18 protein-coding genes are annotated in these 18,408 nt (G+C 70.3%); 8 read left to right on the top strand and 10 right to left on the bottom strand.

Annotated features, from left to right (window positions below; all coding sequences use genetic code 11):
• Positions 1-43: 43 nt before the first annotated feature.
• Entirely contained in the window at positions 44-382 is a 339-nt protein-coding gene (locus JJ691_RS51845; RefSeq protein WP_211766687.1) for an ArsR/SmtB family transcription factor, read from the bottom strand.
• 171 nt (positions 383-553) lie between these two features.
• On the opposite strand from JJ691_RS51845, the gene JJ691_RS51840 reads away from it, so the two are divergent.
• Complete coding sequence (locus tag JJ691_RS51840; protein WP_211766686.1) at positions 554-808, top strand: hypothetical protein; 255 nt, start codon at positions 554-556, stop codon at positions 806-808.
• Between the two features lie 122 nt (positions 809-930).
• On the opposite strand, the gene JJ691_RS51835 is transcribed toward JJ691_RS51840, so the two are convergent.
• From JJ691_RS51835 to JJ691_RS51825, 3 genes are all read right to left on the bottom strand, one after another.
• Entirely contained in the window at positions 931-1,308 is a 378-nt protein-coding gene (locus JJ691_RS51835) for a RidA family protein (RefSeq protein ID WP_211766685.1), read from the bottom strand.
• The gene (locus tag JJ691_RS51830; protein WP_211766684.1) at positions 1,295-2,059 is read right to left on the bottom strand and encodes an IclR family transcriptional regulator; all 765 of its coding nucleotides are present in this window, start codon (positions 2,057-2,059) and stop codon (positions 1,295-1,297) included. Before JJ691_RS51830 ends, JJ691_RS51835 begins: the two co-directional genes overlap by 14 nt.
• Positions 2,060-2,210: 151 nt before the next feature.
• Positions 2,211-3,176, bottom strand: a complete 966-nt coding sequence (locus JJ691_RS51825; RefSeq protein ID WP_211766683.1) for a sugar kinase — start codon at positions 3,174-3,176, stop codon at positions 2,211-2,213.
• Between the two features lie 130 nt (positions 3,177-3,306).
• On the opposite strand from JJ691_RS51825, the gene JJ691_RS51820 reads away from it, so the two are divergent.
• The 3 genes from JJ691_RS51820 to JJ691_RS51810 are packed head-to-tail and all read left to right on the top strand — an operon-like array spanning position 3,307 to position 7,558.
• Positions 3,307-4,578 (top strand): amino acid deaminase, encoded by a 1,272-nt coding sequence (locus tag JJ691_RS51820; RefSeq protein ID WP_249228375.1) that lies wholly within the window; start codon positions 3,307-3,309, stop codon positions 4,576-4,578.
• Positions 4,578-6,161, top strand: coding sequence for an N-acyl-D-amino-acid deacylase family protein (locus JJ691_RS51815; protein ID WP_211766681.1), 1,584 nt, complete (start codon positions 4,578-4,580; stop codon positions 6,159-6,161). Before JJ691_RS51820 ends, JJ691_RS51815 begins: the two co-directional genes overlap by 1 nt.
• Entirely contained in the window at positions 6,158-7,558 is a 1,401-nt protein-coding gene (locus tag JJ691_RS51810; protein WP_211766680.1) for a GntP family permease, read from the top strand. The genes JJ691_RS51815 and JJ691_RS51810 overlap by 4 nt, the downstream gene beginning before the upstream one ends.
• Before the next feature lie 85 nt (positions 7,559-7,643).
• Here JJ691_RS51810 and JJ691_RS51805 read toward each other — a convergent pair whose 3' ends face one another.
• Complete coding sequence (locus tag JJ691_RS51805; RefSeq protein ID WP_211766679.1) at positions 7,644-8,372, bottom strand: dienelactone hydrolase family protein; 729 nt, start codon at positions 8,370-8,372, stop codon at positions 7,644-7,646.
• Between the two features lie 106 nt (positions 8,373-8,478).
• Between JJ691_RS51805 and JJ691_RS51800 the strand changes: the two genes are divergently transcribed.
• Entirely contained in the window at positions 8,479-10,059 is a 1,581-nt protein-coding gene (locus JJ691_RS51800; protein WP_211766678.1) for an AMP-binding protein, read from the top strand.
• A 79-nt stretch (positions 10,060-10,138) separates the two neighbouring features.
• On the opposite strand, the gene JJ691_RS51795 is transcribed toward JJ691_RS51800, so the two are convergent.
• The 4 genes from JJ691_RS51795 to JJ691_RS51780 all read right to left on the bottom strand — a co-directional run bounded on the left by JJ691_RS51795 (position 10,139) and on the right by JJ691_RS51780 (position 12,788).
• On the bottom strand, positions 10,139-10,846 hold the full coding sequence (locus JJ691_RS51795) for an anti-sigma factor family protein (protein WP_211766677.1): 708 nt from the start codon (positions 10,844-10,846) through the stop codon (positions 10,139-10,141).
• On the bottom strand, positions 10,843-11,388 hold the full coding sequence (locus JJ691_RS51790; protein WP_442912816.1) for a sigma-70 family RNA polymerase sigma factor: 546 nt from the start codon (positions 11,386-11,388) through the stop codon (positions 10,843-10,845). The genes JJ691_RS51795 and JJ691_RS51790 overlap by 4 nt, the downstream gene beginning before the upstream one ends.
• Before the next feature lie 206 nt (positions 11,389-11,594).
• On the bottom strand, positions 11,595-12,191 hold the full coding sequence (locus JJ691_RS51785) for a hypothetical protein (RefSeq protein ID WP_211766675.1): 597 nt from the start codon (positions 12,189-12,191) through the stop codon (positions 11,595-11,597).
• A gap of 132 nt (positions 12,192-12,323) precedes the next feature.
• Positions 12,324-12,788, bottom strand: a complete 465-nt coding sequence (locus tag JJ691_RS51780; RefSeq protein ID WP_211766674.1) for a hypothetical protein — start codon at positions 12,786-12,788, stop codon at positions 12,324-12,326.
• 114 nt (positions 12,789-12,902) lie between these two features.
• Between JJ691_RS51780 and JJ691_RS51775 the strand changes: the two genes are divergently transcribed.
• Complete coding sequence (locus JJ691_RS51775; protein ID WP_211766673.1) at positions 12,903-13,511, top strand: hypothetical protein; 609 nt, start codon at positions 12,903-12,905, stop codon at positions 13,509-13,511.
• Positions 13,512-13,605: 94 nt separating this feature from the next.
• Entirely contained in the window at positions 13,606-14,460 is an 855-nt protein-coding gene (locus tag JJ691_RS51770) for a C1 family peptidase (RefSeq protein ID WP_211766672.1), read from the top strand.
• A 69-nt stretch (positions 14,461-14,529) separates the two neighbouring features.
• Here the strand turns inward: JJ691_RS51770 and uvrA are convergent, their stop codons facing one another.
• Complete coding sequence (gene uvrA, locus JJ691_RS51765; RefSeq protein ID WP_211766671.1) at positions 14,530-17,391, bottom strand: excinuclease ABC subunit UvrA; 2,862 nt, start codon at positions 17,389-17,391, stop codon at positions 14,530-14,532.
• A gap of 243 nt (positions 17,392-17,634) precedes the next feature.
• On the opposite strand from uvrA, the gene JJ691_RS51760 reads away from it, so the two are divergent.
• A complete protein-coding gene (locus JJ691_RS51760; RefSeq protein ID WP_249227587.1) occupies positions 17,635-18,357 on the top strand; it encodes a maleylpyruvate isomerase family mycothiol-dependent enzyme in 723 nt (240 codons plus the stop codon).
• The last annotated feature ends 51 nt before the right edge of the window (positions 18,358-18,408 follow it).

Here is an 18,408-nt window from a genome sequence, read left to right as displayed (position 1 = left end):
TCCCCAGGACCTTGGCCAGGTCGCGCGAGCGTACCGGTGTTGATCATCCGCCGGTCAGCCGGATCGGCTGCTCCACCCGATGGTGTGGCTGGTGACGATGGGTGGTCACCAAGCGTGAGAGCACCGTGACCGCCTCCTCGACCGGCCTGGTTCGCAGGGAGTACAGCCGGAACCGACCCTGCCGACGCTCCTGCACCAGGCCCGCCTCGCGCAGTATTCGGAGATGCGTGGAGACCGCCGTTCGGCCGATGTGGTGGAACCCCGCCGCGATCTGGGAGGCCGTCAGCTCCGGGTGTTCGGACAGCAGGCGCAGCACCGCCCGCCGACTCGGATCGGCGAGCGCCCCGAACGTGGCCGACTCCGTGTCCCTCGACTCGTGCACGCGCGCCCTCCCGTATCGTCCGGACCTAAGCCCTTACGGCTGCGCGGGGTGCACAGTTCATCGACAACGTTCTGGCCAAGGTTCACTCGAACGGGTTGCAGGAAAGCGCTTACCGCCTACAATCTAGACAGTAAGACCGCATTCCAGATCCGCCGCCAGGGGAGGAACGCGATGCCCGAGATCTTCATCGCTCGGCTGCGCCCGGAGTTCGCCCGGGGCGAGCGGGAACGCTGCTGCCACCTGTTTCCGGTGCCGCTGCCCGGCGCCGTGCCCAGGATGCTGCACGCCTACTGCGGCCAGCAGATCACGCCCGGCCAGGCCGAACTGCTCGACGGCCACCGCGGCATGCCCTGTGTGACCTGCATCAGTGTCGTTGCCGCGCGTTCCGCGCGGGGCGAGGCCGCTCGTGACCGGTGCCTTCCCTAGCCGGATTTAACCCGCCGCATCGGCTAGGTGGTGGGTCACGTCGGGTGGCGGCGGGTGAAATCCGGCGACGGTCCAGGCACCGGCGCGGCCTCGCGCATCCGGTGCTTGGACCGCAGATCACCTCACTCCACTACCGCGAGGGCGTCGATCTCCACCAGGAGGCCGGCCGGCAGGCCGACGTAGACGGTGGTGCGGGCCGGGAACGGCTCCTTCATGAACTCGCCGTAGGCCTCGTTCATCTCGCCGAAGTGCGCGGTGTCGGTGAGGTACACCCGCAGCATGATCACGTCGTCCATGCTCGCGCCGGCCGCGGCCAGCACGGCGTTGACGTTGCGCAGGGCCTGCCGGGTCTGCTCGGCGACGGTGTCGGCGACGATCTTGCCCTCGGCGTCGAAGGCGACCTGCCCGGCGACCTGAAGCAGGTTGCCCTTGCGGACCCCCTGGGAAAACGCGGCCACCGGGGTGGGCGCCTCGGACGTCCTGATCTCAACCTTGGCCACCGGCCATCCTTTCGTCTCCAGTCCAGCCGCACTCGGTCGAGGCGGCGGCCGCGGTCGCCAGCAACCGCGGCACGAGGGCGATGAGCCCGTCGTAGTCGAGGAAAACCTTCGGCACGGACAGCGACACCGCGGCGATCACCTGGCCGCGCTGCCCGCGGACGGGGGCGGCCACGCAGTGGATGAAGTCCTCGTGCTCGGAGTTGTCCACGGCGTATCCGCGCTGCCGCACCAGTTCCAGCTCGGCCAGGTAGTCGGCGGGGGTGGTGATGGTGTTGGCGGTCAGCCGCGGGTACTCCATGCGGGCGGCGATCTCCCGGGCCTCGGGGCGCTCGGCCAGCAGCACCTTGGCCACGGCGGTGCAGTGCAGCGGGGCCCGCCGCCCGATGCGGGAGTACATCCGCACCGGATGGGTGCTGTCGTACTTGTCGATGTAGACGACCTCGCCGTCCTCGTAGCTGGCGAGGTGCACGGTGTGGCCGGTCTCCAGATTGAGCTCCCGCAGCGCGGACTCGGCGGCCCGCCGCACGTCGAGATCGTCCAGGGCTCGGTTGGCCAGGTCGAACAGAGCGGTGCCCAGGCGGTAGTGCCGCACGCCCTCGCGCTGCACGAACCGGTGCTCCTCCAGAGTTCGCAGCAGCCGCAGCACGGTCGACTTGTGCACGTCGATCACAGCCGCGAGCTCGTCGAGGGTCTTGCGGCCGTCGGCCATGGCCCGCAGCAGGGTCAGCGCCCGGTCCAGGCTCTGACTCACAGACCCTCCTCGCTAGCGCTCGGAGCATCTGCGGTCAAAGACGCAGTGCTCAATGGCTCGCTCGCAAGCTCACTCACGCGACCCTCCTCGCTAGCGCTCGGAGCATCCGCGGTCAAAGACGCAGTGCTCAATGGCTCGCTCGCAAGCTCGCTCACGGCAGGATCACTCCCCCGGCTGTCACGTGCGCGCCAGACCAGGTGGCCTCGTCGGCGTCGAGCAGCTTGGCCACGATCGGCTCGGGCAGCGGCTCGCCCAGGTCCTCGGCGGTGAGCAGCACGCCGGCGGCGGTGAGGTGGCCGCGGCGCAGCCGTCGCCGCACGGACTCGCCGTTGAGGTCGGCGGCCAGGAAGCCGGCGGCGAAGGCGTCGCCGGCGCCGACCGGCTCGACGACGTCGACCTTCAGCGCGGCCTCGAAGACGGTCTCGGAGTCGGTGAGCAGGGTGGCCCCACGAGCCCCGTGCTTGACCACGATCTCGGCCGGATTCGGTAGCAGGGAACGGATTTCCTCGACCTCGCAGACGCCCCAGACCGCCTCGGCCTCGTCGTCGCCGACGAACACGATGTCGGCCCGGTCGGCCAGTTCACGCAGCACGCTCTTGTCCAGCTCGGTCCACAGCGCCGGCCGCCAGTTGACGTCGAACGACACCCGGATCGGCAGGGCTAACACGGCCCACAGCAGGTCGAGGCAGCTTGGCGAGAGGGCGGCGGTGATCCCGCTGATGTGCACCAGGGAGGTCTTGCCCGCGCCAACGGTGGCCAGCAGTTCGGGGCCCATACCGGAGGCCGCGGAGCCACGCCGGTAGTAGCGCACGGGGCTGCCGTCGGCGCTGGCTTCCTTGACGTAGAGACCGGTCGGCCGCACCGGGTCGGTCCGCACGTCGGTCACGTCGACGCCGACGGCGGCGATGCGGTCGCGCACCGCCCGGCCGAGGGAGTCGTTGCCCAGGGCGCTGACCCAGCGGGCGTGGAAGCCGGCCCGGGCGAGGTGACTGGCCACGTTGGACTCCGCGCCGCCGACGCTGAGCGTCCAGTCCCGGGCCTCGTGCACCGGCCCGGGTTGCGCCGGCACGAACAAGGCCATGGACTCACCGAGGCAGACAACCTCATGGCGCTCCATCGGCACCCCCTCCGAGGGTCGCAGGTTCGTTGACGGCGGCTGCTGGGAATGCTACACACCAACGAATCACATTGCGCAACTACCGTTGCATATTTTGCAACACGGGGAGCGGGGTGCAGCAGTGAGCTCGATCAACCGGGATGCGGTCGCCGCGTTGCGGGCCGAGACGATCGACTGGCGGTTCAAGGGCATGCCGTCCTGGGCCCACGGGTCGACCGTCGGCGACCTGACCGCGTCGGGGCTCGACCTGTTCGAGGGCGGCTTCGTCGGCCCGCTGGTGGTGCTGGACGAGCCGGCGCTGGAGCACAACATCCGGGTGATGGCGCAGTGGTGCGACTCGGTCGGGCTGGCGCTGGCGCCGCACGGCAAGACGACCATGGCCCCGCAGCTGTTCCAGCGCCAGTTCGACGCCGGCGCGTGGGGCCTGACCACGGCCAACATCAGCCAGCTGCGGGTGTACCGGGCGTTCGGCGTGTCCCGGATCCTGATGGCCAACGAGCTGGTGGACCCGTTCGCGCTGCGCTGGCTGTCCAACGAGCTCGGCACCGATCCCTCGTTCGAGTTCACCTGCTGGGTGGATTCCGTCGAGGGCGTGGCCCGGATGACCGAAGCGCTGACCCACCCGATCGATGTGATCCTGGAGCTGGGCGGGCCGTCCGGGCGGACCGGCGTTCGGTCGCTGGAGGACGCCGTCGAGATCGCCGAGGCGGTGCGCAAGAGCCCGGTGCTGCGGCTGGTCGGAGCCGGCGGCTACGAGGGCGCGCTGGCCCACGGCACCGAGGACGACGAGCTCGCCAAGATCGACACGTACATGTCCCGGCTGCGCGAGCTGATCACCCGGCTGGCCGCCGACGGCCACTTCGACGGCGTGGACCAGGTGATCGCCACCGCCGGCGGCAGCGCCTACTTCGACCAGGTGGCCGAGGGTCTGGCCACGCCGTGGCCGGACGGGCTGCCGGTGCTGGGCGTGCTGCGCAGCGGCTCGTACCTGATCCACGACGACGGCCTGTACCGGCGGATGTCCCCGTTCTCCCGGCGGCACCGGCTGCCCGGCGGCGAGCCGTTCCGGCCGGCCATGCACGCGTGGTCGCAGGTCACCTCGCACCCCGAGCCGGGGCTGGCGCTGCTCACCATGGGCCGACGCGACGTCTCGTACGACCAGGAACTGCCGGAGCCGCAACAGGTTCGCCACCTCGACGGGTCCACAGAGGACCTGCGCGGCGCGTCGGTCAGCGACCTCAACGACCAGCACGCCTACCTTCGGCTGGGTTCGCAGTCGGTCGAGGTCGGCGAGTGGGTCCGGTGCGGGCTTTCCCACCCGTGCACGGTGTTCGACAAGTGGCAGCTGCTGCCGCTGGTCGACGGCACGCGGGTCGTCGACCTGGTCAGGACGTTCTTCTGATGGACATCGTGTTCCGTGGGGCGACCGTCGTCGACGGGACCGGAGCCGCGGGTCGGGTCGCGGACGTCGGCGTCGCCCAGGGCCGGATCGCCGAGATCGGCCCGGGCATCACCGGCGGCCGCGTGATCGACGCCGGCGGTCTGGTGCTGTGCCCCGGGTTCATCGACATGCACTCGCACTCCGACCTCCAGGTCCTGGCCAATCCCGACCACCTGGCCAAGGTGTCGCAGGGCGTCACCTGCGAGGTGCTCGGCCAGGACGGGCTGTCCTACGCGCCGGTGGACGACGAGGTGCTGGCCACCCTGCGCAAGCAGCTGGCCGGCTGGAACGACGACCCGCCCGGGTTCGACTGGAACTGGCGCTCCGTCGGCGAGTACCTGGACCGGCTCGACGAGGGCATCGCCGTGAACGCGGCCTACCTGGTGCCGCAGGGCACCGTGCGAATGCTGCACGTGGGCTGGGACGACCGGCCGGCGACGGAGTCCGAGATGGACGCGATGAAGTCCACTGTGGACAAGTCGTTGACCGAGGGCGCGTTCGGGCTGTCCTCCGGACTGACGTACACGCCCGGGATGTACGCCGACACCGGGGAACTCGTGCAGCTGTGCCGGGTCGTCGGCGCCCGCGGCGGCTACTACAGCCCGCACCACCGCAGCTACGGGGCCGGCGCGCTGGAGGCGTACGCGGAGATGGTCGACGTGTCGCGGCGCTCCGGCTGCCCGCTGCACCTGGCCCACGCCACCATGAACTTCCCGGTCAACGAGGGCCGGGCCGGCGAGCTGCTGACCCTGCTGGACGAGGCCATCGAGGCCGGCGCCGACGTCACCCTGGACACCTATCCGTACCTGCCCGGCGCGACCTACCTGTCGGCGCTGCTGCCGAGCTGGGTGAGCGCGGGCGGTCCGGACGCCGCCGTGGCACGATTGTCCGATGTGGACACCCGGGAGCGGATCCGGGCCGAGATGGAGGAAGCCGGCTCGGACGGCAACCACGGCGTGCCGATCGACTGGCGGGCCATCGAGATCAACGGCGTGCGTCTCGAGTCCAACACCGGTCTCGTCGGCCGCTCGGTCGCCGAATCCGCTCTGGCTGCCGGCAAAGCGCCGGCCGAGCTGTACTTCGACGTGCTGGTCGACGAGCGGCTGGGCACCTCGTGCCTGATGCACGTCGGCCACGAGGACAACGTGCGCGCGATCATGCGACACCGCACGCACACCGGCGGCAGCGACGGCCTGCTGGTCGGCGACCGGCCGCACCCGAGGGCGTGGGGCACCTTCCCCCGCTACCTCGGCCGGTACGTGCGTGAGCTGGGGGTACTGGGGTTGGAGGAGTGCGTGGCGCACCTGACCGGACGTCCGGCGCGCCGCCTGGGATTGACCGACCGGGGCCTGGTCCGCGAGGGGTTCGCGGCCGACCTCGTGCTGTTCGATCCCGTGTCGATCGCCGACACGGCGACCTTCGACCAGCCGCGGCAGCGGGCCACCGGGCTGCCGTACGTGCTGGTCAACGGGGTGCCGGTGATCGACGACAACCGGCCCACCGGCGCCGTGCCCGGGGGCTCCCTGCGGAGAGGATCAAAGTGAACTGGCTGCAACATTCGACCGGCGGGCTGCTGCTGCTCGCCGCCGTCGGCATCGCCGTGCTGCTGTTGTTGATCATCCGGTTCAAGACCGAGCCGTTCATCGCGCTCACCGTCGCCGGCCTGCTGGTCGCCCTGGGGGCCGGGCTGCCGGTCTCCACCATCGTCGGCTCCGCCCAGTCCAGCTCCAAATCCCTGCTGGAGACCGGATTCGGCGGCATCCTCGGGCACATCTCGCTGATCATCGGCCTGGGCACGCTGCTCGGCTCCATCCTGGAGGCCTCCGGCGGCGCGCAGGTGCTGACCACCGGCCTGCTCAAGGCGTTCGGCGAGAAGCGGGCCCCGCTGGCCATGGGCCTGTCCGGCCTGATCTTCGGCATCCCGGTGTTCTTCGACATCGGCATCTTCGTGCTGGCGCCGCTGGTCTACGTGGCGGCCAAGCGCGGTGGCCGGTCCATCGTGCTGTACGCGCTGCCGCTGCTGGCCGGCCTGTCCATCACGCACGCGTTCCTGCCGCCGCACCCCGGCCCGGTGGCCATCGCCGGCCTGCTGCACATCGACCTGGGCTGGATGATCCTGATGGGCCTGGCCTGCGGCATCCCGGCCTGGTTCGTCGGCGGCATCCTGTACTCCACGTGGATCGGCAAGCGGATCAACCTGCCGGTGCCGGAGGAGATGCTGGCCGCCGCGCAGAAGGCCGCCGAGGACAGCGGTTCCAACGACCGCAAGCCGCCGTCGCTGGGCCTGGTCGGCACCATCATCGGCATCCCGCTGGTGCTGATCCTGTGCGGCACCTTCGGCAGCATCCTGCTGCCGAAGGACTCGCTGGCGCTGGACGTCTTCGCCTTCCTCGGCACGCCCGGCATCGCGCTGACCATCGCCGTGCTGCTGGCGTTCTGGCTGCTCGGCTACCGGCGCGGCATGACCAAGGCGCAGGCCGGCCAGCTCTCGGCCGCCTCGCTGCGGCCGGTGGCGATGATTCTGCTCGTGGTCGGGGCCGGCGGCTTCTTCGGCGCGGTGCTGGCGGCCACCGGCATCGGCACCGCCCTGTCCGGCTCGCTGCGGGCGGCCGGGCTGCCGGTGATCGTGCTGGTGTACGTGATCAGCTGCGGCCTGCGGCTGGCCCAGGGCTCGGCCACGGTGGCCATCGTGACCACCGGCGGCATCATCGCCCCGCTGCTGCCGGAACTGCACTACTCGCAGCCGCACACCGCCCTGATCGCCATGTCCATCGCCGCCGGCTCGATCATCGCCTCGCACGTCAACGACGGCGGGTTCTGGATCGTGTCCCGGTACTTCGGCATCCCGGTCAAGGAGACCCTGGCCAGCTGGACGGTGCTGGAGACGGTGCTGTCCCTGGTCGGCTTCGCCATGGCGGCGCTGCTGAGCGTGTTCGTCTAGGAGTTCGTAGCGGCTACCGACCACCCCGCCCGGGGGTTTGGGTGTCTTCAAGACCCACAAACCCCGGGCCGGGGGTCGCCGACCGCTACAAACCTTCGGCGTGGTCGTCCAGGAACCGCTCGACCCGGCGCCACGCGTCGGCGGACTCCTCCGCGAAGCCGTCGACGCTCGCGTCGAAGAAGCCGTGCGGCGCGCCGGGGTAGGTCACGATCTCGTGTGCCACCCCGGCCACCGTCAGGGCCTGGTCGAAGCCCGCCACCAACTCCGGCGGAATGCCCTCGTCGGCGCCACCGAAGATGCCGAGAATCGGCGCGGTGAAGGTGGGCGCCAGCTGCGTCGGCCCGGGGGCGTCCCGAATCGGTTGCACCGCCCCGTAGAAGCCGATCGCGCCGGAGAGGCCGAACCGGGCGGCGGCGGTCTGGAACGCGAATCGGCCGCCGAGGCAGAATCCCAGCGACACCACATTCCCGCCCAGCGCGGCGATCGCCGCGTCGAAATCGTCGAACAGCGTGTCCCTGCGCAGTTCGGCCAGCTTCCGCGTCAGCGGCGCGTCGGGGGCCGAGCGGGCGTAGTAGTCGATGGCGATCGCGGGATGTCCTCGCTGGGCCAGCCCGACGGCCAGTTGCTCGTAGAACTCACGCAGGCCGAGGTTGTCCGGCAAAAGGAGCACCGCCGACCCCTTGCGTTCGGCCGGATGGGCGCGGAAGGTGGGGACCGGCGTGCCGTCCGCGGAGCGCAGTGGCTCACGACTCGTGCGGACGGCGAATTCCGGGATATCGGGTACGGGCGGCACGGCATCGTTTTCGTAACACACGACGCGAAGGTTAGGACATGTTTGGTTCAGTATATCAGAATGGAATTCTTTTATCGACCGCCGTTCGGCTGAACCGTTCGGGCCGCCACTGCGTTAACTGCCCTATATGAGCGGGCTGCACGACGTCAGGGTGCTGGCCAGGGCCGGCATGATCACGCCGGCCCACGCGCTGCGCAGCCGGCGGGCGCTGGCCGACGTGCGGCACTGGGGCGCGGTGGTCGGGGCGGCCAAGCTGGCCGCGCGGCGGCGGCCGGACGCCACCGGCATCGTGGACGACCACGGCGAGCTGACCTTCGCCGAGCTCGACCAGCGCTCCACCGCGCTGGCGAAGTCGTTGCGGGCCAAGGAGATCGGACCGGACAGTGTGGTGGCCGTGCTGTGCCGGGACCATCGCGGCCCGATCGAGACCCTGCTGGCGTGCGGAAAACTGGGCGCCACCACCATCCTGCTCGGCACCGGCCTGGCCGCCCCGCAGCTGGCCGGGCTGATCCGCCGTGAACGCGTCGATGTCCTGGTGTACGACCAGGAGTTCACCGGCGTGCTGACCGAACTGGACCCGTCGGTGCGACGCTTCGTGGCCTGGCGGGACGAGCCCGGCGCGGGCGTGCCCACGCTCGACGAACTCGTCGCCGACGCCCCGAAGGCCCGGCTGCGGCGGCCGCCCGACGTGTCCAAAGTGGTCCTGCTGACCAGCGGCACCACCGGCACGCCCAAGGCGGCCCCGCGCAAGATCCGCTCCGGACTGGCCGCCGCTGACTTCCTGGACCGGATTCCCTTGCGCTCCGGGGAATCCACGTTCATCGCCGCGCCCATCTTCCACGGTATCGGCTTCCTGCACGTGGTGCTGGCGCTCGGGCTCGGCTCGACCATGGTGGTGCGGCGGCGGTTCGACGCCCGGCAGACCATGGCCGCCGTCGACCGCTACCGGTGCAGCACGCTCGTGGTGGTGCCGACCATGCTGCAGCGGATCATGGAGCTGGGCGAGCGCGAGCTGTCCGGCTACGACCTGACCCCGCTGCGGGTGCTGTTCTGCTCCGGCTCCGCGCTCGCGCCGGGGCTGGCCACGCTGGCCATGGACCGGCTCGGCGACGTGCTCTACAACTTCTACGGCACCACCGAGGTCGCCGTGGCCACCGTGGCCACGCCCGAGGACCTGCGGGCCGCCCCCGGCACCGTCGGGCACAGCCCGCACAACTGCACCGTGCGGCTCTACGACGTGGACAACAACGAGATCAGCGCCCCCGACCGGGTCGGCCGCGTCCTGGTCGGCAGCGGCCTGCGGGCCGGCGGGCGGTCCGTGCGCGACGAGGTCGACGGCCTCGTCGACACCGGCGACCTCGGCCACTTCGACGCCGACGGCCGGCTGTTCATCGACGGCCGCGAGGACGACATGATCATCTCCGGCGGCGAGAACGTGTTCCCGGGCGAGGTCGAGCACCTGCTCATGACCCACTACCAGGTCCGCGACGCCGCCGTCGTCGGCGTGCCCGACGACCAGTTCGGGCAGCGGCTGCGGGCCTACGTGGTCGCCCAGCCCGGGGCCAGCCTCAACCCGGCCGAGCTCCGCGAGTTCGTCCGGGTCAGCCTGGCCCGGCACAAGGTGCCCCGGGACGTGGTGATCGTGCCCCGGCTACCCCGCACCGCCACCGGCAAAGTCATCCGCACCCAACTGGAATCCACCCCCTGACCGCTGTGAAAGGACCATTCCTGACGTTCAACGAGAGGAATGGTCCTTTCCAAGCACCGGGGGCTTGACAAATCGGGGGTCAGACCGGGGCGTTGACCAGGACCTTGCCCTGGTCGTTGACGACCGAGACCGAGGCGACGTCGTTGATGGACATCAGCGCGGTGCCGTCCAGGGTGATGGTCTTGCCGGGCGTGGCGTTGGCGCCGACCAGCCAGCCGCCGAACTGCTGCTGCTCGCCGGTCTTGGACGTGACGAACAGCTTGCAGCGCTGGCCGGGGGCGATGTCGCTGGCCTGCACCTGGACCTTGATCCAGCCGTTGGCCGGGATCACCGTCGCGGCCAGGTGCGCCCCGGTGACCGGGTCCACGTTGGCCGAGTGCTTCGTGCCGGACGGCAGCGGGGTCGCGGTCGGCGCGGCCACACCGCCGGGGCTGCCCGGCGAGCTCTGGTTGCCGATGAACACACCGGCGCCGATGCTCAGCGCCACCACCGCGACCAGGCCGGCCGCGGCCAGCGAGCCACCCCACGCGCGCTGGCGGGACGAGATGCCCCGCACCTCACGCAGCGTGCGCTGCAACAGCAGGTCGCCGCCCTCGGGCGGGCCGTCGAGGAACGCCTCCGGCGGCACCTCGCCCAGCTCCTCGTGCAGCAGCCGCAGGTCCTCCAGCTCGCGGCGGCACTCGGGGCAGCTCTCCAGGTGCGCCTCGGTGCTGGCGGTCTCCTCGGGTGAGAGCACACCGAGGACATACGCGCCGACGAGCGCCTTGTCGTGCTCGGGAGCGGTCATCGGGTCACCTCCGCCGGCTGCTCGGCCATCGCCGTGCGCAGTGCTTTCAACGCGTAGTGTGATCTGGACTTCACGGTGCCCGGCGGCAGGCCCAGGGTCGCGGCCGCCTCGGTCACCGACTTACCACGGTAGTAGATCTCGACCAGCACGTCGCGATGCTCGGCCGAAAGGGTGTTCAGGGCCGAGAGCACCGCCATCGAGTCCACCACCGTCTGGGCGTGGTCGCGCTGGATCGGCGGCGTGGCCGGGGTCTCGGCGACCTCGGTCGGCCGGACCGCGCGGGCCCGCGCCCGGTCGGTGATGATGTTGCGGGCCACCGTGAGCAGCCAGCCGCGCACCGAGCCCTTCTGGTTGACCATGTCGTCGGCGTGCTTCCACGCCCGCACCAGGGTCTCCTGCACGACGTCCTCGGCGGCCGCCCGGTCGCCGGTCAGACGCGTCGCGTAGGCGAGCAGACTCCGTCCGTGTTCCTCGTACAGGGATCGGATCAGCGCCTCGTCGCCGGCTTGCCTCCCTCCCCTGCGCGACCAGCGTTCTGCGATCCCCACCCGTGTACCTCCACGTTGCTGCGGTCGATTCGCGGTATTGGGTACCAGATCGACCGCGGCGGCGACAGTTCGGGTCGGACCGGTGAACCACCGGGGCGTCGACGAGACTGCGAGCAGCTGCATCTCATTGCACTTTCGGACGTCGGGCGTTGCGGAACAGCCGCGGGAATGGTCGGTGGCGCTGGAGTTCGCTCGGGGGGTCAGTAGCCGCCCGCGCCGGAGTCGACGGTGGTCGTCGGCGCGGCCGGCTTGGAGCTGCTCGACGCTGCCCCACCGGCGTTGCCGCCGGCCGGTGCGCCGGCCGCCTTCTTGCCCTGCGGCGTCACCGCGAACCACTTCTGCATCAGACCCTGGCCCTTGGCGTCGCCGGGCGCGGCGTCCTTGGCGTAGCGGTAGACCGCCCAGCCGTTGATGGTGATCTGCTTGGTGCCGTCCTTGCGCAGGATCACGCCCACCGCGGACTGGTCGATGCCGTCCAGCGTGGCCGTGCTCGACGTGGCCAGCTCCGGCGGCCAGGTCTTCGCGCACTGGTCGTTGCAGTTGGAGGCCGGCGGGTTGGCCGTGTCGCCGTCGAACCGGTAGAGCGTCATGCCCGTCGAGTCGGTGACGACCTGGCCCAGCTGGCCGACCGTGGTCGCCGTCAGCTTCACCTGGTTCGGGTCGGCCGGCTGGCTCGGGGGCTGCGTCTGGCCGCCGCCCGCCGCCGGTGTCTGTGCCCCGTTGCCGCCACAGGCGGCAACAGTCGCCAGACCGAATGCTGCTGACGCTGCCAGCACGATCACGCGGGTCCGGTTCATGGAGTGTTGCTCCTTCGGTCGACTTGGACACCCCAGAACACGGCAGCCATGCCTGACTGGTTCAGGTAACAACGGAACTTTTTTCGCCGACCCCCTACGGTGCACCCCGTGACGAGGACCAACCCGCTCCCATTAGCCGCGCTCGCGCTGGCCGTGGGCGGCGCCGCCGCCGACGGTGGGCAGCAGAGCGAGCTCGTCGTCTTCGCCGGCGGCCGCCTCGGCGCCGGTGTCGCCTGGCTGGACGCCCTGCTCGTGCTGGTCGCCGTCGTCGGCGCCACCGGTGCCGGCCTCGCCTTCGGCCACCGCTGGCCCGTCCTCCTGCTCGCCGCCGCTCCCCTGGACGTCGTCCTCCTCGTCGCCGCCCTCGATCCCCCGGCCAACCTCCGCCTGCCGCTCGTGGTCGTCGCCACCGCCACCCGCCTCGTCACCCTGCTCGCCGTCCTCGCCGGCGCCCAGGATCTGGGTCTCCCGGCGCTGGTCGGCTTCGCCGTCGGCGGCTACGTCCTCGGCGGCTACCTCCCCGGCGCCCACTGGCTCCTGGCCGCCGGCGCACTCGGCGGCCTGCTCGCCGCCGCCGTGCGACGCCCAACCGACCACCGTTCGGCACCCGCGCCGAGCCCACGGTCCATCACAGACGGCCAGCCCGAAACCACTGCCGTCCCTCGTCCCTCCCCCAGACCGCTGGCCACCGCCGAATCCCCGCAGTCCACTGTGGACCGCAGGCCGCTGGCGATCGGCCTGCTCGCATCCCTCCTGCCCCTGCTTCCCCTCCTCCTCGAAGGCATTTCGCCCCAGGAAACCCTTGGCCTGGTCGGCTTCTCCTTCGCGGCGGCCGCGCTGGTGCTGGGCGGCCTGCTGGGCTGGCGGTCGCTGGCCTGGCTGGTGGCGACGGCCCTGGTGGTGCTGGGCATCGGCCTGCCGCTGGGCGTCACGTGGCAGTTCGCGGTGGTGGGTGTGCTGGCCGGCTGCGCGTTGTCGCTGGTGCCGTATCGGGCGTTCATCGCCGCAGCACTGTGCCTGCTTTCTGCCTTTGTGGGCAGTTCAGTGCCGGGTGTCGTGTTCGCGGCGCTCGTTTGTGTTGCCGCGTCTGCACTTCCGTCCCTGATCAGACACTCGTCAACACCGGTCGTGTTTGGACCGTTGCTCGCCGTGTCGGTCACGGCCGGCGCGGAATTGATTCTCTGGTCCTCGGTGACGTTTGCCGGGCAACAGGGCGGGGTACTTTTCGGGGACGGACACGTGACGGTCCCTCTGCTGTGCGCCGCGGCGGTGCTGGCCGCGGCGCTGGGAATCGTTGAACGCCGAACGATTAACAGTTAACCCAACCAGACTAAAGTCGCTACTTCACGAGCGTTGCTCACACCTAACTTTGCCTTTCCAGATCTCCCTGCACCTGATCTGAAAAGGACAGTCCATGAGCAACACGCTTTCGCGCGCCGCGATCGCGCTCGCGGTCGTCGGCGCCGTCGGCGCGATGATGTCCCCGATCGCGACCGCCGCCCCGGCCCACCCCCTGCTTTCAAAGACACAGCATCGGGCCAATGGCGCGCTTCCCTCCCAGCACCGCGTCACCCACAACAACGCCCTCGCGGTGCACGCCGCCCCGCGCGTGCCGGCCAGCGCCTCGCTCGCGCAGTACACCGTCTCCCCCGGCGACCAGGGCCAGGTCGGCTCCTGCGTGTCGTGGGCGATCGACTTCACCGCGATGAGCATCCTGGAGAACGAGCAGGGCATCAGCGGCCACCCGCAGGCCCCGATGTACACCTACGCGCAGCTGGCCCGCGGCAACGACCAGGGCAGCACGCCGTCGGACACGTTCGACATCCTGACCTCGCAGGGTGTGGACACCATGTCCGACTACTGGCAGGGCAACTTCGACTACACCACCCAGCCCGACGCCAACGAGCGCGCCAACGCCGCGCACTGGAAGCTCTCCGGCTACACGCCGATCTCGACCGGCAGCGGCATCAAGGCCGGCGTGCAGCAGGCCATCGCCAACGGCCTGCCGGTGGCCATCTCCATCCCGGTGTACGAGAGCTTCGAGCGGATCACCCAGCAGCAGGCCACCGACTACAGCTACATGCCGACGTCGGGCGACCAGTACATGGGCGGCCACGAGATCACCATCATCGGCTACGACAGCAACGGCGTCCGGGTGCAGAACTCGTGGGGCACCAACTGGGGCGACAGCGGCTTCATCAACCTGTCCTGGAACTACCTGGCCAACCAGGTCGAGGAGGCCAACGCGGTCGGCAAGCTCGTCCAGTAGTCCCCGTTTCGCAGTGAAGGGGGCTTTCCCTGCAACCAGTGCAGGGAAAGCCCCCTTCCCCGCATGAGGTCAGTTCTTCAGCACGTCCCGCAGGAATTCCGCGGTGTAGCTGTTCTTCACCTCGGCGATGTCCTCGGGCGTGCCCTCGGCGATCACCGTGCCGCCGCCGGAGCCGCCCTCCGGGCCCATGTCGATGATCCAGTCCGACGTCTTGATCACGTCGAAGTTGTGCTCGATCACGATCACCGTGTTGCCCTTGTCCACCAGGCCCTGGATGACGCCCAGCAGCTTGCGGATGTCCTCGAAGTGCAGGCCGGTGGTCGGCTCGTCCAGGATGTAGACCGTCTTGCCGGTGGAGCGCTTCTGCAGCTCACTGGCCAGCTTCACGCGCTGCGCCTCGCCGCCGGACAGCGTCGGCGCCGGCTGGCCCAGCCGCACGTAGCCCAGGCCCACGTCGACCAGCGTCTTGAGGTGGCGGTGGATCGCGGTGATCGGCTCGAAGAACTCGGCCCCCTCCTCGATCGGCATGTCCAGCACCTCGGCGATGGTCTTGCCCTTGTAGTGCACCTCCAGGGTCTCCCGGTTGTACCGGGCCCCCTTGCACACCTCGCACGGCACGTAGACGTCCGGCAGGAAGTTCATCTCGATCTTGATGGTGCCGTCGCCGGCGCAGGCCTCGCAACGGCCGCCCTTGACGTTGAACGAGAACCGGCCCGGCTGGTAGCCGCGCACCTTGGCCTCGGTGGTGGAGGCGAACAGCTTGCGGATGTTGTCGAACACGCCGGTGTAGGTGGCCGGGTTGGACCTCGGGGTGCGGCCGATCGGCGACTGGTCCACCTGCACCAGCTTGTCCACCTGGTCCAGGCCCCTGATCCGGGTGTGCCGGCCCGGCACCTGGCGGGCGCCGTTGAGCTTGTTGGCCAGCACCGTGGCCAGGATGTCGTTGACCAGTGTGGACTTGCCGGAGCCGGAGACACCGGTCACCGAGACCAGGCAGCCCAGCGGGAACGACACGTCGATGCCGCGCAGGTTGTGCTCGCGGGCCCCGACCACGGTCAGCTGCCGCTTCTTGTCCACCGGGCGGCGGATCTCCGGGGTGGCGATCTCCTTGCGGCCGGCCAGGTACGCGCCGGTCATCGACTGCTTGTTGGCCAGCAGCTGCTTGTACGGGCCGCTGTGCACCACCTGGCCGCCGTGCTCGCCGGCGCCCGGGCCGATGTCCACGATCCAGTCGGCGTGCCGGATCGTGTCCTCGTCGTGCTCGACCACGATCAACGTGTTGCCCAGGTCCCGCAGCCGGGTCAGGGTCTCGATCAGCCGGTGGTTGTCCCGCTGGTGCAGGCCGATCGACGGCTCGTCCAGCACGTAGAGCACGCCGACCAGGCCGGAGCCGATCTGCGTGGCGAGCCGGATGCGCTGCGCCTCGCCGCCGGACAGCGTGCCCGCGGCCCGGTCCAGCGACAGGTAGTCCAGGCCCACGTCGAGCAGGAAGCGCAGCCGGGCCTGCACCTCCTTGAGCACCGCGCCGGCGATCATCTTCTCGCGCTTGCCCAGGGTCAGGCCGTCCAGGAACTTCGCGCACTCGGCCACGCTGAGCGCGCACACCTCGGCGATGGAACGGTCGCCCTGCGTCTTGTGGGCCAGCGTGACGGCGAGGATCTCGGGCTTGAGGCGGGTGCCCTGGCAGGCGGGGCAGGGCACCTCCCGCATGTAGCCCTCGTACTTCTCGCGCATGAACTCCGACTCGGTCTGCTCCTGGCGGCGCTCCAGGAACGGGATGACGCCCTCGAAGTTGGCGTAGTAGGAGCGCTCACGTCCGTAGCGGTTGCGGTAGCGGACGTGCACCTGCTCGTCGATGCCGTGCAGGACCGCCTTCTGCACCTTGGCCGGCAGCTGCCGCCACGGCGTGTCCATGCGGAAGCCGATGGTGGTGGACAGCGACTCCAGCAGGCGGATGAAGTAGTCCGCGGACTGGCCGCCCTGCCACGGCGCGATGGCGCCCTCGGCCAGCGACAGCTCGTCGTCCGGGACGACCAGCTCCGGGTCGACCTCCTTGCGGGTGCCCAGGCCGGTGCAGACCTGGCAGGCGCCGTACGGGGAGTTGAAGGAGAAGGAGCGGGGCTCCAGGTCCTCGATGGCCAGCGGGTGGGCGTTCGGGCAGGCCAGCCGCTCGGAGAAACGGCGCTCGCGCTGCGGGTCGTCCTCGGGCAGGTCGACGAAGTCCAGCACCACCAGGCCGTCGGCCAGGCGCAGCGCGGTCTCCACCGAGTCGGTGAGGCGCTGCTTGGAGGAGGCCTTCACGGCGAGCCGGTCGATCACCACCGAGATGTGGTGCTTCTCCTGCTTCTTCAGCTTGGGCGGCTCGTCGGACAGCAGGTGCACGTTCCCGTCGACCAGGGCGCGGGCGTAACCCTGGGACTGGAGGTTGGAGAACAGGTCGACGAACTCGCCCTTGCGGCCGCGCACGATCGGGGCCAGCACCTGGAACTTGGTGTTGGCCGGCATGGCCAGCACCTGGTCGACGATCTGCTGCGGGGTCTGCTTGGTGATCGCCTCGCCGCAGACCGGGCAGTGCGGCTTGCCGGCGCGGGCATAGAGCAGGCGCAGGTAGTCGTAGACCTCGGTGATCGTGCCGACGGTCGACCGCGGGTTGCGGTTGGTGGACTTCTGGTCGATGGAGACGGCCGGCGAGAGGCCTTCGATGAAGTCCACGTCCGGCTTGTCCATCTGGCCGAGGAACTGCCGGGCGTAGGCCGACAGCGACTCGACGTAGCGCCGCTGGCCCTCGGCGAAGATCGTGTCGAATGCCAGGCTCGACTTGCCCGAGCCGGAAAGGCCGGTGAACACGATCATGCTGTCGCGGGGCAGGTCGAGGTCGACGCCGCGCAGGTTGTGCTCCCGGGCGCCGCGGACGACGAGGCGGTCAGCCACTGGTTCCCCTCTTCACGCAAGGACAGGCGGACGGTAAAGATCGAAAGTGTGGTCGAGCCCCCATGTTATGCCGAGGGTCTGACAATTTGCGTCGAGGGGCGGGATCCCCAGGTCCGGGGCACTTCCGGTGAGCGGTGGGGGGCCGTACGCTGGGTTAGGTATCTGATCACGCCGCGACGTCGGGATGAGCTGATGGTCAGTAATACCTCCGCCACGCACACGTCCGAAACCACTGGAGCAACCGTGCCGCCGCAACGGGTCCAGCAGTCCGAGGCGGTGCGCGAGGCCGCCGCCGGCCTGGCCGCGGTGGAACGGGGAACAGCCAGACTGCTGCAGCTCGTGGAGAGTATGGACGACGCCGCCGCCCGCGGGGCGAGCGCGCTGCCCGGGTGGACCCGGGGGCATGTGCTGACCCATCTGGCCCGCAACGCCGATGCTCTCGTCAACCTCCTGACCTGGGCCCGGACCGGCGTCGAGCACCCCATGTACGCCAGCCGGGCCGATCGGGACACCGACATCGAGGAAGGCGCCCCGCGGTCGCTGTGGCTGCTGGAGCAGGACGTCGTCGCCGCCTGTGGCCGCTTCTCCGCCGCCGCCACCGGTCTGGGTGACACCGCCTGGCAGGCCGAGGTGACCATGACCCTCGGCCGCGTCGTCCGGGCCTGCGACGTGCCGTGGAAGCGGGTCAGCGAGCTCTGGGTGCACATGGTCGACCTCGACCTGGGCCTGGGATTCGCCGACGTGCCCGCCGACGTGGCCGAACGCCTCATCGGCGACGCCCTGGCCTTCCACCGCGGCAACGGCCCGTCCGTGCACCTCACCGTCGGCGCCCGCAGCTGGGATCTAGCCGGCTCCGGTCCCGTGCACAACGTCGCCGGCACCCCCGGCGGGGCCCTCGCCTGGGTGACCGGCCGTGGCGCCGACGGCGTCACCGGCGACGTGCCCGACCTGCCCTCCTGGCTCTGAGATCCACCTCATCGTGTGAACCCTCGGCCGCCATCGAGGGATCGGCTAAGT

Origin of the sequence: Kutzneria sp. CA-103260 (assembly GCF_018263855.1) — a bacterium.
In the GTDB taxonomy this organism is placed as follows: domain Bacteria; phylum Actinomycetota; class Actinomycetes; order Mycobacteriales; family Pseudonocardiaceae; genus Kutzneria.
The sequence above is the reverse complement of the archived record's forward strand: the minus strand, read 5'-3'. Positions and strand labels throughout refer to the sequence as shown.